Source organism: Luteibacter sp. NPDC104163, assembly GCF_055584245.1.
Genome location: NZ_JBVJMK010000005.1, coordinates 60,191 through 73,577, shown reverse-complemented (window position 1 = coordinate 73,577; position 13,387 = coordinate 60,191). Strand labels below are relative to the sequence as shown.

Annotated in this window: 10 protein-coding genes; 5 read left to right on the top strand and 5 right to left on the bottom strand. The window is 63.2% G+C overall.

Features of this window, described 5'->3' with window-relative positions:
- Positions 1–3: 3 nt before the first annotated feature.
- The gene (locus ACZ6YI_RS08210; RefSeq protein WP_465778194.1) at positions 4–828 is read right to left on the bottom strand and encodes a toll/interleukin-1 receptor domain-containing protein; all 825 of its coding nucleotides are present in this window, start codon (positions 826–828) and stop codon (positions 4–6) included.
- A gap of 492 nt (positions 829–1,320) precedes the next feature.
- Here ACZ6YI_RS08210 and ACZ6YI_RS08205 point away from each other — a divergent pair, with 492 nt between their 5' ends.
- Positions 1,321–2,316, top strand: a complete 996-nt coding sequence (locus ACZ6YI_RS08205; protein WP_465778193.1) for a hypothetical protein — start codon at positions 1,321–1,323, stop codon at positions 2,314–2,316.
- A 12-nt stretch (positions 2,317–2,328) separates the two neighbouring features.
- Positions 2,329–7,662 carry an SDR family NAD(P)-dependent oxidoreductase gene (locus ACZ6YI_RS08200; RefSeq protein ID WP_465778192.1) on the top strand — a complete coding sequence of 1,778 codons (5,334 nt, stop codon included), beginning with the start codon at positions 2,329–2,331 and terminating at the stop codon, positions 7,660–7,662.
- A gap of 4 nt (positions 7,663–7,666) precedes the next feature.
- Here the strand turns inward: ACZ6YI_RS08200 and ACZ6YI_RS08195 are convergent, their stop codons facing one another.
- The 3 genes from ACZ6YI_RS08195 to ACZ6YI_RS08185 are packed head-to-tail and all read right to left on the bottom strand — an operon-like array spanning position 7,667 to position 9,687.
- Positions 7,667–8,338 carry a hypothetical protein gene (locus tag ACZ6YI_RS08195; protein ID WP_465778191.1) on the bottom strand — a complete coding sequence of 224 codons (672 nt, stop codon included), beginning with the start codon at positions 8,336–8,338 and terminating at the stop codon, positions 7,667–7,669.
- A 30-nt stretch (positions 8,339–8,368) separates the two neighbouring features.
- Positions 8,369–8,875 carry a hypothetical protein gene (locus tag ACZ6YI_RS08190; RefSeq protein WP_465778190.1) on the bottom strand — a complete coding sequence of 169 codons (507 nt, stop codon included), beginning with the start codon at positions 8,873–8,875 and terminating at the stop codon, positions 8,369–8,371.
- Positions 8,872–9,687, bottom strand: a complete 816-nt coding sequence (locus ACZ6YI_RS08185; RefSeq protein ID WP_465778189.1) for a COG1470 family protein — start codon at positions 9,685–9,687, stop codon at positions 8,872–8,874. The genes ACZ6YI_RS08190 and ACZ6YI_RS08185 overlap by 4 nt, the downstream gene beginning before the upstream one ends.
- 206 nt (positions 9,688–9,893) lie before the next feature.
- On the opposite strand from ACZ6YI_RS08185, the gene grrA reads away from it, so the two are divergent.
- The 3 genes from grrA to ACZ6YI_RS08170 all read left to right on the top strand — a co-directional run bounded on the left by grrA (position 9,894) and on the right by ACZ6YI_RS08170 (position 12,237).
- Positions 9,894–10,331: a GrrA/OscA1 family cyclophane-containing rSAM-modified RiPP gene (grrA, locus tag ACZ6YI_RS08180; protein WP_465778188.1), complete on the top strand. Its 438-nt coding sequence runs from the start codon at positions 9,894–9,896 to the stop codon at positions 10,329–10,331.
- A gap of 11 nt (positions 10,332–10,342) precedes the next feature.
- Positions 10,343–11,536: a cyclophane-forming radical SAM/SPASM peptide maturase GrrM/OscB gene (grrM, locus tag ACZ6YI_RS08175; RefSeq protein WP_465778187.1), complete on the top strand. Its 1,194-nt coding sequence runs from the start codon at positions 10,343–10,345 to the stop codon at positions 11,534–11,536.
- 164 nt (positions 11,537–11,700) lie between these two features.
- The gene (locus tag ACZ6YI_RS08170) at positions 11,701–12,237 is read left to right on the top strand and encodes a hypothetical protein (protein WP_465778186.1); all 537 of its coding nucleotides are present in this window, start codon (positions 11,701–11,703) and stop codon (positions 12,235–12,237) included.
- A 6-nt stretch (positions 12,238–12,243) separates the two neighbouring features.
- Here the strand turns inward: ACZ6YI_RS08170 and ACZ6YI_RS08165 are convergent, their stop codons facing one another.
- Positions 12,244–13,380: an FAD-dependent oxidoreductase gene (locus ACZ6YI_RS08165; protein ID WP_465778185.1), complete on the bottom strand. Its 1,137-nt coding sequence runs from the start codon at positions 13,378–13,380 to the stop codon at positions 12,244–12,246.
- Positions 13,381–13,387: the final 7 nt, after the last annotated feature.

Sequence of the window (13,387 nt, the reverse complement as noted above, 5' to 3'; positions counted from 1 at the left end):
AATTCACCGGGTGTGATATACGACGTGACCTCCGCGCCCGCCTTCTGGGCCTCTTTGGTCGTCCTGCACCGCATACAGATGGAACACGATTCCGTCCTTGATGAACGATTCACCCAAGCCTGCGAAATCATTCGTGACCCGGTGGATGCCATAGTTGGTTTGAACAAGTGCCCTAATCTGGCTTCTCGAACGTTGATCCATTTGCAGCCATTCAGGCTCTGCCCTTGTGTCTACCAGAACCCAGCGAATCGGAAATTCTTGGAATCCCCCCGTATCAAGTTTGTCTTTGAGTCCGGCACCCAGTCTAGCCTGTGCCGCAAGCCAGCCGACGCTTGCTTTGCGCGACGCCACAATGTTAGACAGTTTTCTCGAGTGCGCCGACTCGACAGAAATTCTGATGTGATCAGGTGGCACATCCACCTTTCCGGCTATCGCGCGCAATGAATTTGCAACGTTATCTGGAGTGTCGTACTCCTTATAAAAGACGCCAGCCATTATCGGGTAGTGGTCCAAGACATAAGCTGTCTCTTTCAGGATAAGTGGCAAAACCTTTCGGGAACTTCCGTCCGTTCGTCTAGCGAATGCTGCGCTCAGTTCAAGCTCTGTCCATTGGCGCGAGATGTATGAAGGAGAAAGGCAGATCACCGCGTGGCGACTCTCGCGCAACCCATCATTTATCTTTGTCGCCAAATTATCTCCCCATGACAGGTCTACGGAGTCTAGCCAGTAAGTGACTTCTTTTGTAGAAAGGGACTCGGCGAGAGGCTGTATGAACTCGTCTTTATCAGCGCTAGCATGCGAGATAAAAAAGTCCTGCTTGAAGTCCATGACGACTACCCCTCTTACAACGTACTAAATTGAAGAGTGAACCGGCTCGCGAAAAGGAAGTTCCGGGGCTAGCCTAGCCGAGCGCCGTCGAAGGATGGGTGTACTCCGGCCAGGAGGATCGGCCTTGCTCTCCGCGCCTGGCCATTTGTTTCAGTCGTCTCAAATCCGTATGCGTGTTTATCCATGGGGGGCGCGTAAGCCTATCCGCGATAAAGCGGCGCATTCGTCCTCCTCCAGTTCCGTTGCTTATCTAAACATGAGGTTGTGTCGAGGGAACTTGGCCATTGGTTGTAGGGCGAACCCTACGACGTGAAAAATGGCCCAGTTCGAACGACCCTGAGACGGCTCTAAGTAGTCTTACGGGTCCCTGCCCCCGTCCCCCCGTTTGCCTGCCGACCGCCCTTTTGCTACCGTCACCAAGCTCGACCAGGGGGGGCGGATTTTCGTAGCTGGTTGCAGTCGGTAGCCGACTCTTCGGGGTGGAGGTGAACCGTGACGACAAGCGCCACGCGGCGGGCCGACTATGCGGCCCAAGGCCCTGACGGCAGCGATCCCGGCTGGTCGGACGCCTATGCCCGGTTTCTTTCCGGTTCGCTTTCGAACGCCCAGAAGACGTTGCAGCTCTACCAGCAGTCGCTGGAATGCGTCGCCGCCGGGCGATTGCCGACCACGATCTTCCAGGAATACTACCCACGCTTCGTGCAGCGCCACGGCGCCGCGTACGGTGAACGCCTGTCGCAGCTTTTCGCTGGTTTCATGGGCCGGTTCGCCGAGTTGAACAAACGCAATGCGGCGTTCCCTGCGGATGGCGATGACCCGGTTTCGCCGCCTGTGTTTGATGCGCGAGACCCCGCGCGCTGGCTTGAACAGTATGCCGAGTACGCCGGCAAGCTCAACGCAAAGGCGGTCAAGGCCTACCGGCGGCAACTGGATCAGGTCGCCGAGGGCGCACTGTCTCCCGAGGAAGTCCAGCACAAGGTTTCCGAGGATATGTCGCGCGGGCTTGAGCATTCCCTGCGCGACGCCGGGCAGCTCTATCTCCACCTGCTGCTGGAACTCGATGGCCTGCGGGGCAGTTTCGAGGCGGAGTACCTGGCCGGGATCCTCGCGCTCGCCGCCGACCCGTCGAAGGCCGAGGTGACGGCAGTCGTTCTGGAGGGGCCCGCCGGTGGCGTCGCATTCCAGTCATTCATCATAGAAAACACCACGGACGCGCCGATGCCGGTGCGATACCTGGCGACCGAAGTGCGCCGCATGGATGGCGTTGGCCAGGCGTTCGCACCCAGGGTGACGATCGCCCCGGAAGTGCTCGAACTCGCGCCGGGAGAAGCGGCGACGATCAGGCTCTCGATGCTCCTGGAGGCAGATCGCTTCGAGGTGGATGTCCCCTATGTGGGCTTCCTCTACGTCATGGACGAGGGTGAGCGCCGGGTCGACCTGCAATTGCGGATCGTCGCGAGCGCGGCGGCCGCGAAACAGGAAGAATGAGGCGCCGCTGCGATGACCCGCGCACGTGCCGCCAAGGGGTCAACCGCCGCTCCGGACGGCAGCAACGCGCACGCGGAGCCGATTGCCATCGTCGGCATGCGCGGACGTTTCCCCGGCGCCAATAGCCTCGACGAGTACTGGAACAACCTTGCCGGGGGCATCGAATCGATTTCGGTGCTCGACCCGGAAGACATGCGCGCTGCAGGCGTGCCCGACCACATCTCGCGATTGCCCGGCTATGTGAACGCATCGCCGACATTGGACGACGTGGACAAGTTCGATGCGCAGTTCTTCGGATTCTCCGCGCGCGACGCCACGCTGACCGATCCGCAGCACCGGCTATTCCTCGAAGCCGCATGGGAAGCACTGGAAGATGCCGGATACCACCCGGACGGTTTCGGAAAGCCGATCGGCGTGTTTGGCGGGTGCGAGCAGAGCACCTACCTCTACAACCTCTACCAGAACCAGGAAGCCCTGAATTACGTCGATGGCATGCAGCTGATGGTGACCAACGACAAGGACCATCTGTGCACCCAGGTGTCGTATCGGCTGGACCTGAAGGGTCCGAGCGTTGTCGTGCAGACGACGTGTTCCACCTCGCTGGTGGCGGTGTCGATGGCCTGCGAAAGCCTGCATAGCGGCCGTTGCGACATGGCCCTGGCCGGCGGTGTGACGGTCCGTGTTCCGCAGCGCGGAGGCTACTTCTACACCGCAGGCTCGATCCTGTCCCCCGACGGGCACTGCAGGCCGTTCGATGCGAGCGCGCAAGGCACCATCGTCGGCAGCGGCGTGGGCCTGGTCGTGCTCAAGCGACTGAGCGATGCGCTGCGCGACCGCGACAACATCCGTGCGCTGATCCTCGGCACGGGCATCAACAATGATGGTCACGACAAGGTTGGTTACACCGCGCCGAGCATCAACGGGCAGTCCGCGGCGATCCGCGCTGCCTACCGCAGGGCGGGCATCTCCGCCGCGACAGTCGGTTATGTCGAGGCGCACGGAACCGGGACGATCCTCGGCGATCCGATCGAAATCACTGCGCTGACAGAGGTCTTCCGGGAAGCGAGCCAACGGCGCGGTTATTGCGGCATCGGTTCGGTGAAGTCGAACTTCGGGCACCTGTCCTGTGCGGCAGGTGTCGCGGGCCTGATCAAGGCTGTCCTGACGATACAGCGCGGGGCGATCCCGCCGACCGTGCATTACACGTCCCCCAATCCCGCCATCGACCTTGCCGGAAGCCCCTTCTACGTAACGCAGGAGTTGACCCGCTGGGAAAGAAACGGAACCCCGAGGCGGGCGGGCGTGAGCTCGTTCGGGGTCGGCGGCACGAATGCGCATGTCGTGATCGAGGAGGCGCCGGCGCCCGCCGAGGTTAGCGGCGCCCGGCCATTCCAGGCCATGACGGTGTCCGCACGCAGCGAGTTGGCGCTGTCGAAAGCGGTGGAACGGCTGGCGGACCACCTGGAGCGGCATCCTGAGATCGAGCTCGCCGATGCCGCCGCCACGCTGCACCTTGGGCGCAGGGCGTTCGTCTTTCGCAAGGCCGTGGTCGTGGCGACGAATGATTTCGCCGGTGCGATTTCCGCATTGAGATCCACGGCGAAGCAACCAGCCACGACCTGCCCCTCCGAGCGTCCCGTGGTCTTCATGTTTCCCGGACAGGGCTCACAGTATCCGGGCATGGCCAGGGGCCTGTATGACAGTGAGCCCGTCGTCCGCGAGGCCATCGATCGCTGCGCGAGGCACCTGAAGAAGCGCCTTGGCCAGGACATCAGGAAGTTCATCTTCCCGATCAAGCGTTCCCGCACCGATGCGGCGGAGGCGCTCAAGGACACGCGGTGGGCCCAGCCGGCGCTGTTCACCACCAGCTACGCGCTGGCGAAGCTGTGGATGTCCTGGGGTATCCGTCCTTCAATGATGATTGGCCACAGCGTCGGCGAGTATGTCGCGGCGACCCTTGCCGGCGTGATAGCGCTTGAGGATGCGTTGGGCATCATTGCCACGCGAGGGCAGCTCATCTCCGCCTTGCCGGGCGGATCCATGCTCGGCGTGATGGCGGGCGAGGACGTGGTGGGCAGGTTCGCCAAGGGCAAGGTATCGCTCGCGGCGATCAATGCGCCCGGGTTCTCGGTGCTCTCCGGCCCAACCGAATCGATCGCTCGCGTCGAGAAGGCCTTGGCGAAGGAATCGATTCCCGCCCGCCGGCTGCACACTTCCCACGCGTTCCATTCGTCGATGATGGATCCGATCCTCGCGAAGTTCCGGTCTGCGTTCGACGGCGTGAAGCTGCACGCGCCGACGGCGCCCTACGTGGCGACCCTGACGGGAACGCTTGCGGGCGACGATGTAGCGCAGCCGGAATACTGGATCGCACAGTTACGCCACGCGGTGCGTTTCGGCGACGGGCTGAGGACAGTCGCCGAAGACAATGCGTTCGCCGGCAAGGAGCCGGCCTACATCGAGGTGGGTCCGGGCAATGCGCTGACGACGTTTGCCAGCGCCGCGGCCAAAGCCGCGAGCAGGAAGATTGAGTGCCTGAATTCACTGCCGGCCGCGGAGAGCTCGACGCCGGACGTGCGGACCATCCTGACAGCGCTAGCGAAGCTCTGGAGCGTTGGCGTCCACGTTGATTGGAACGGGTTCCACGAAACCGAGCAGCGCCGGCGGTTGAGCCTGCCGACCTATCCGTTCGAGCGGGATAGCTACTGGGTGGGCGCATTGCCCGACGCGAAGGCCAATGCGGCGGAGCTACGCGACACCTCGAAGTGGATGTACACGGCGACGTGGAAGGCCGCCCCTGCCCCGAAGCTGGAATCAGGCGTCCTCGCCGGCAGGAAGATCCTGGTTTTCGATGACGCGCAGACGCCCGGATCGGCGGTGCTCGCCGCGCTCCGGGCCGCGGGTGCGCAGCCGATAGCGGTGCGCCGGGGCGATCAATTCAAGTCGACGCGGGGCGGCTATGTGATCAACGCGGCGAACGTCGACGACTACCACCGGCTGGCGGACAAGGTGTGTGCCGGCGAGGATAAGCTGTCGGGCGTGGTGTATTGCTGGAACGCGACACCCCCGGCGGACACCGCGCTGGACGATGCGACGGCAGTGGCCTTGCTTGGCCCGATGCAACTGGCGCACGCGCTCAGCCGTCAGCAGACCGTGCGCCCCCTGCCCTTATTGTTCGTGGCGCGGGGAACGGCGTCGCTGGACCCGGAGGATGCCATCGATCCAGCGCGGGGCCTCGTTGCCGGGGTGGCTCGCGTGCTACCGCAGGAACATCCCGGCTTGCGCGTTGCGCACGTGGATATCGATGCGAACCCAACGACGGCCGGGATGCTCGTGGCGGAACTGGCGGCGGGGCTGCCGGATCCGGCCATCGCCATGCGTAACGGCCAGCGGTTCGTCGAGGCCTTCGCCAGCGTGGCAACCAGGCCGCCGGGAACGCCGCTGGATCTGCCAGAGTCACCAGTGGTGCTGATCACAGGCGGCCTCGGCCACATGGGGCTCCATCTTGCCGAAGCCATGTTCGCTGGCATCGGCGCGCGCCTGGCGCTGGTCGGCCGGACAACGTTGCCGATCCCCGCGGAATGGGCCGCAGCGAGCGAGGATTCGTCCGTCTCGGCAGACCAGCAGGCCATGCTGAAGCGGCTTGCGGCGATGCGCGAAACGCGCGACGACGTCATGGTGCTGCGAGCCGACCTGAACAAAGCGTCCGATGTGATGGAGGCCGTCGACCTCGCCGTTCAACGCTTCGGCAAGATCGACATGGTCATCCACGGCGCGGCGCGCATCGATGCGGCTGCGTTTGCATCTGCCGCCGATACTGGCCCTGAAGTAGTCGAAGCGCAGTACTCGCCGAAGGTCCGTGGTCTCTACCACATGATGGCGGCGATGCGCGGCCGGGAACCGGCGCGATGGGTACTGCATTCGTCGGTCTCCTCGATCCTGGGCGGCCTTGGTCTCGCGGCGTACTCGGGCGTCAATGCGCTACTGGACTTGCTTGCACTGAAGCACGGCAAGCAATGGCTTAGCATCGACTGGGATGCGTGGGACAACGCCGCTGAGGCACAGAGCTCGAGCATCGGGTCCGCGATCAACCCGCCTGAAGGAGGCGATGCATTGCTGCGCCTCCTGGCCTCGCCCGTAGGCTCGCGCGTGATTGTCGCGGTGAACCTCGAGGAGCGTCTGCAGGCATGGGTCCAGCACAAGCAGGCCACACCGACCGGTGGCGCGGGCACCGAGTTGCATCCGCGGCCGAGTCTCGCGACGACCTACACCGAGCCGCGGAATGAGGTGGAACGCGCCCTTGCCCAGATCTGGGGCAGCCAGTTGGGCATCGATGCGGTGGGGATCCACGACCGCTTCTTTGATCTTGGCGGGCACTCGTTGTTGGCGGCACAGGTGGCAGCGGAGATCTGCGAGCGCTTCCAGATCGAACTACCGGTGCTGAAGATCTTCCAGGCGCCTACGATCGCCGAGCTGGCCGTCATCGTTGCAAAGGCGCAGGCCGGCGAGGTGGACGACAAGGCTGCGGGTCTGCCCTTTGAACAGCTGGAAGCCACGGAGCTCAAGGGCGATGCCCCGGGTATAGCGGCAAAGCAGGGTTATCGCGACTTCTACGACGACGTATCGCGGCGGCTGCGGCAGTCCGGTGTGGGCGAGGCCTCGTTCTTCCTCAACTATGGCTATGTCAGCAAGGATTCCGGCGAGGATGAGTCGCGCACCAAGGTGCCGGAGCGGGTGTTCAATCGTAATTCGGTGCGGCTGGTGCACGAGCTGATCGGAGCGACGGCGCTGAAGGGCAAGCACGTACTCGATGTGGGTTGCGGGCGCGGTGGGATGGTGGCGCTGATGGCCGAGACCATGAACGCCAAGGCCGTCGGCATGGACCTGTCGCCCGAGGCGATCGCCTTCTGCCGCGGCACTCACGTGAACGGCACCCGGTTCGAGGTCGGCGATTCGGAGAACATGCCGTTCAAGGAAGGCACGTTCGACGTCGTCACCAACGTCGAGTCGTCCCATACCTACCCTAACCTGCGCGCGTTCTATGCCGAGGTTGCCCGGGTCATCCGGAAGGGCGGCGTGTTCCTGTACACCGACCTCCTGCCGGTGGAACGATGGCTGGAAGTCCGCGCGATGCTGCCCCCGCTGGGATTCGTCATCCTGAGCGAGCGCGATATCACGCACAACGTCATTGCCTCGTGCGACGAAGTGGCGGCCACGCGGGCGCAGGCGTTCGGTGGCCACGACGCCATGATCGACAACTTCCTGGCGGTACCAGGCTCCGCCGTCTACGAACAGATGGACAGCGGCGCCTGGCAGTACCGGATCTTGCGCGCGCAGCGCGCCTGAGCGGTCAACAGCATCCGCAAAGGCAGCTCACCCTATGCGCCCGGCAGTGGTCGGGCAATACCGCGACCGCGATGATCAGCGGGCGGATGAGGCAGCCGTCTGCGGCGAGTCGCGCGTAGCCCACCGTGCACGAATCGACCGTGCCGCGGGCCTGGCGAGCGGCGGCGGCGTTGGCTGCGGCGTCACTGGAGTTGCCCTGCCCGCACTCGATGTCGATCGTAACCAGGAGGTTCTTCTGGTTGCACGGACCCAGGGTGAACGTTGCATCAGACAACGAGGCTTTCCACGGCAGCGCGCGTCCGCTTTCGGTATTGAACCCGCTGATCTGCAGACTGAGCTGGCGTTCGCGCCTCGAGTCATTGTCGAAGGTGATCGGCACCTTGCGGGTCTCGCCGCAGTAAGCGTACTCGACGACATCGGCGCACTGGATGCAGCAGTTGCAGCTGCAATCCTCCTGCTCATGACAGTGGCAGCCGTGGTGGTGGGGGCGCGCGGTACCGAGGACTGCATCCATCCCTGCCGGGGGCTGGTACAGGCTGGAGTAACCCGTGTTGAGGTTACTCATGAAATCGTTGTAATCCATCATCCGCATCCTGCCGCTGTCGTGGCAGTAGCCGTAGAAGACTTCCGGTCCCTTGGCCGGCGCAGGATCGTTGGCGTAGCGATAGGACTGCATGATGGACTCCTGGCGGAAAGACGCACGCGGCTATCGACCGATACGAACGCGAAGCCCTCGGTCGTTGCGAGTCACGGTGGATTCGGATCGGTCGCCTGAGCGCCCGTGCTCGCCCTCGGCATGATGCCCGCAGCACGACGCGCCGCGCGCCGGATGGTTCAGCAGTGTTTCGTAGTTGCCCGAAGTGTTGAACCCGAATACTTCCACGCCCATGACGACGAATCCGAAGTGCTGCGAGTATGGCTGCTCCATACGCGTGGGCGGAAATGGCGCGATCTTGATCGTCTGGCACGAATCCACGACCACCGGTTTGAGGTCGACGGAGGAGGTCGAGTTGGAGTTGCTCGTGACGGTCAGCGGCTCGACCTTCAAGCCGACGTTGGAATCGCTATTCACCGTCGAGGTCGTGGTGATAGGTGCGATCTCGGCGATGCGAATGTTGTCCAGGTCGGCATCGACAGAGATGGTCGAGCCGTCACTGCCGAGCCGGAACGTCCACGGATCCGGGATGGTGGGGGTCGATCCGCCCTTGTTCATCTGCTGTTCTCCCTCTTTCGGCCGCGACTTTCCGCTTTACGGCCGTAGTTGGCGGTGGTGTAGATGTCGACCGACAGCGTTGCGCTGTACAGCTGGAGATTCGCCCAGTAGTGGCGCATCGGCTTCAACGTGGCTGGCAGTTCGAACTCGATCTCGACGGCAAGCTTCTGGCCGGGGTGCAGGACCATCGCCTTGCGGCGGGTGATGAGCATGCCGGCGGTCATCTCTCCCCATTTCAGCAGGATGCCCTTGACCATGGTCTCGACGGTCGACTTGTCGGTATCGTTAATCCCGGCAACCATCGCCGTGATCAGATCGTTCGAGTCGATGATCGGGGTCTCGCACGACTCGCCCGTGGGAAGGTCGACATTACCGGCGTTCTCGACAACGAGCGTGCGCGTAAAGCTGGCCGCGCTGCCGGCCAGGAGCGTGATCTGCCCGGGGCTCATCCGCAGGTCGACCAGTTCCTCCACAAGCGCCTCGGCCGCCACCGTGGTGTCACCGACGGTGATCTCGAACTGGTGCTTGCCCGGAGGCGTGCTCGAATCGAGCATCAAGGTGCTGGGAACATCTGCCTGCTGGCCGGGGTGCAGCCTGGCATAGAACGGCATCGTCCCCAGGGGCAGCCTGGCAGAGCCCTTCAATGACGACGAGGACAGCCCGATGCTGCGCAGCTTGAGCTTCGCGTCGGTGTGGTTGACCAGGGGAATCAGGCCGGTGAGCGCGTGCGGGGGGCCAGTGAAGAACAGTGGCGTTTTAGGCACGCCGGCAAGCTGCAGCGAAGGTCGCCCCGCTTCATGGATAGGTGCCATGAACGACATGCCTCCCTGAAAGGACGCAACTTGACCCTTGGGGTCTTAGCATGGGCGCTCGGTGGTGTCAATTAAAGCCACCCCTCATTTCCAATTCGCAGTTGCTTTTCAATTCGAACGACCATGAGACGGCCCTAAGTAGTTTTACGGGTCCGTGGCTGCCCGGGACAGGCGTAGCGTCGTTAGCGGAGCTCCAGCGTCCCTTCGTGGACGCGAGCCTGGGGACGATCACCGCGACCGATAAGGGCAGCCTCATGCACAGCCGGAACCGTACTAACCGCGCGCTCGCCCTGCTCCTTCCCGCGGGGTTGATTGGCGCCTCGACCATCCTCGCCTCAGCGCACGCCACCGCTGTGCGACCGGCGGCGACCGCCACGGGAGACGCAGCCGTTGAGCGTGACGTCGCCAATCGCCTTGCCTATATCCGATCGACCCTCGCTACGGATCTGACCGAGACCAAGCCAGCCGGCACCAAGGCCTCCAAGCTCATCCTCGCGTGGATGAACTTTGGCGGGTTTGGCTGGCGTAACGGAGGCTGGCGTAATGGCGGCTGGCGGAACTGGGGTAACGGTTGGCACAACTGGGGCAATGGCTGGCATAACTGGGGGAACGGGGGTTGGCATAACTTCTGGCACAACTGGTAAGGCCGGCAGCCATGAGCGCCATGCCCCTGCCCGAAGCGCCAGTCGCTGACCGGACGCCGTGCATCACCACCGTGGTCGTGCAGCCAACGCCGTTCTGCAATATCGCCTGCCGGTACTGCTACCTGCCGGACAGGGACAGTACGGCGAGGATGTCACTCGACACCGTGCGAGCCACGTTTGAAGCGGTGTTTGCATCCGGGTGGTCGCTCCCGGACCTGACCGTCATCTGGCACGCCGGAGAGCCTTTGGTCGTCCCAGCCGCCTGGTACCAGGAGGCCTTCGAGCTCATCGACGCGCTACGCCCGCAAGGCATACGCGTAAGACACGCATTCCAGACGAATGGCACGTTGATCACTCCCGAATGGTGCGCCCTCTTTCGGCGCTGGGATGTAGGCGTTGGTGTAAGCATCGACGGGCCGCGTGAGATACACGACGCGAATCGGGTTAACAGGAAGGGGCGAGGCACGTTCGATAAAACGCTCGCAGGCATAGCTTGCCTGCAAGCGGAGGACGTCCCGTTCCATGTCATATCCGTGCTGTCGGCCCCTTCGCTCGCCGACCCTGAGGGGATGCTCGCGTTTTATGTCGAAAACGGCATCGCCGACATTTGCTTCAACGTCGAGGAGTCGGAAGGAGATCACGTCTCGAGCCTGCTCGCGGAACGCTCCGCCAGGAGCCAGTTCAGTGAATTCCTCACCAGGTTCTGGCACCGATCCCGGCATGACGAAAGCGTACGGTTCCTGCGCGAAATCGACAGCATGCTTGAGCGGATCATGGACCCGACGAATGCGAGCGTAGAGAACGCACAGGTGAATCCGTTTGGCATGGTGAATGTCGACTGCAAGGGCAACGTGTCGAGCTTCTCCCCGGAGCTGCTCGGGATGAAGCATGCCGACTACGACAACTTCATCGTGGGTAATGTCCACCATGACTCGCTGGAAGACATGCTCAAAAGCTCGTCCATGCGCACCATGCAGCGTGACATATCGGCGGGAGTCGAAGCCTGCAAAGCGGAATGCGCTTATTTTTCCGTATGCGGCGGCGGCTCACCTATCAACAAGCTTACCGAGAACGGTAGCTTTTCAACCACGCGCACTCGCTTCTGCGATCTCATCGAGAAAGTCCCTACCGACATCATCCTTGATGCGCTGAGCGATCTTGAGCGAACCATCGAACATGACGTGCCTTTGAGGAGTGCGGTATGAACGCCAAAAATCGCCTGGCCGCCGCCATAGTGGGCGCCTTGGTCCTGTTCGGGTGCGTAAGCATGGCATCGTCGGCTCAATCCGCCGCTCCGCCACAAGATGCCAGTGGCGCGTAGCCCGCGGAGGCGTCGCAGTCGGGCGAAGGTCCGGACTCGCTGAGCCCGTTGCTGGAAGTGACAAGTGTCGAACTGATCCGGAGCACCCATGCGCCGGAGCTCGACATCGTCCGGGCTCGGGGATTCAGCAGTACCGATAACTGGAGTGATCCCCAGCTGGTGGCGATCTCCCGCGGTCCCTCGGCCGACGGCATGCTCGACCTCATGTTCGTGGCGCGGGCACCGGACGATGCATCCAATGTGACCAAATACGGGCCGATGGAAGCCATTTTCGTCATCGAGCCCGGCCACCCCTACAAGGGCATCCGGGTGAGGGGCGTGGCCAACACCCTTAAGCTCACGCAGCTTCCGGGCTATGTCGAGGCGTCCAAACACAGCATCGATTGCTCCAGCTGCGTGGGAAAGACGTATGTGGCTAAGGGCGGTTCCGCGTCCAGTAAAGATGCCGTACGCGAGGAGGACCTTCCGCAAGGAACACGCGTTGTTCGGGAGAACGAAGGCATCCGAAAGCTCGACAGCGATCCGAATCGCCTTACGCTGGTCCTCGGTGCCGGCGATCGCATTGTGCAGGCGTTTTGGGACTGATTGACGCTATGAGGAAGCCGCGACGTCCTCATCCAGCATCCCGATCAACCCCCGAGCTGGATCCTCACTAGCAAGGATCTCGTAGAACCCGACACCCTGCCCGGCTGACTTAGCGCTACGCACGAACATGGCATGTTCGAACTCGCAAAGCGCCTGTTCGACATCATTGGGATGAGCCGCAAGTGCCAGGCCCAACTCCGCGCCATCGAGCATGGCGAGGTTTGCGCCGTCGCCGTTGGGTGCCGTTACGTGGGCGGCATCGCCAATCAGGGTGACGCCGGGTACGCGTTCCCAGCGATGGTCGACAGGCAGCGCATGGAACAGCCTGAGAACGGGGGCGGTATCGCTGTCGGTGATGAGTGCCGTCAATGCAGGAGCCCAGTCCTTGAACTCTTCCGCGACCCGATTTGCAGCCATGGCCGGATCAGCGAAGTCGACGCTCGTGAACCATTCTTTCGGCCGATCGAGCATGACGTACGCGTGCAGCGTGTCGCCCCGTTCGCGGTGCGCCATGATCGCCCTGCCCGTCGCGGGAGCTCCCATCGAGCCACCGCCGACCGCCCGAGCTGTCGCCGGGTGCTTGCTGTCGGCGTTGAACAGGTAGGTCTCGATGCAACCGGTACCGGTGTACGTCGGAACGACGTCGGTAACCAGCGGGCGGACTTTCGACCAGGCCCCATCGGCGCCCACCAGCAGATTGGCATGTATGGTCGTCCCGTCCGTGAATCGCACTTCATGCCGGCCATCGGCAAGCCGGCGTACGTCGCTGACGCGCCGATTCCACTGGACCGTGTCTTCCGGCAGCGACTCCAGCAGCATCTGGCGCAACTCTCCCCGCTGCACCTCAGGGCGGGAACCTGTGCCGTCGTCCGGCTTATCGAACAGCACCCTGCCCTCCGGATCCAGGAGGCGGAACGCCTGCCGGCCCTCAAGGATCAGCGCCTCAAAGGCGCCCGTCAGGCCAGCCGCCGCCAGCGCGACCTGCCCATCCTCGGCATGGATGTCGAGCATGCCGCCCTGCATCCGGGCGGTCGGAGACGCATCTGCCTCGAAAACAGTGGCTTGGATGCCGTGGACGTGGAGGACTCTGGCCAGCACGAGCCCGCCAAGGCCTGCCCCGATGATCGTAACCGACGCTGTCATGCACGAC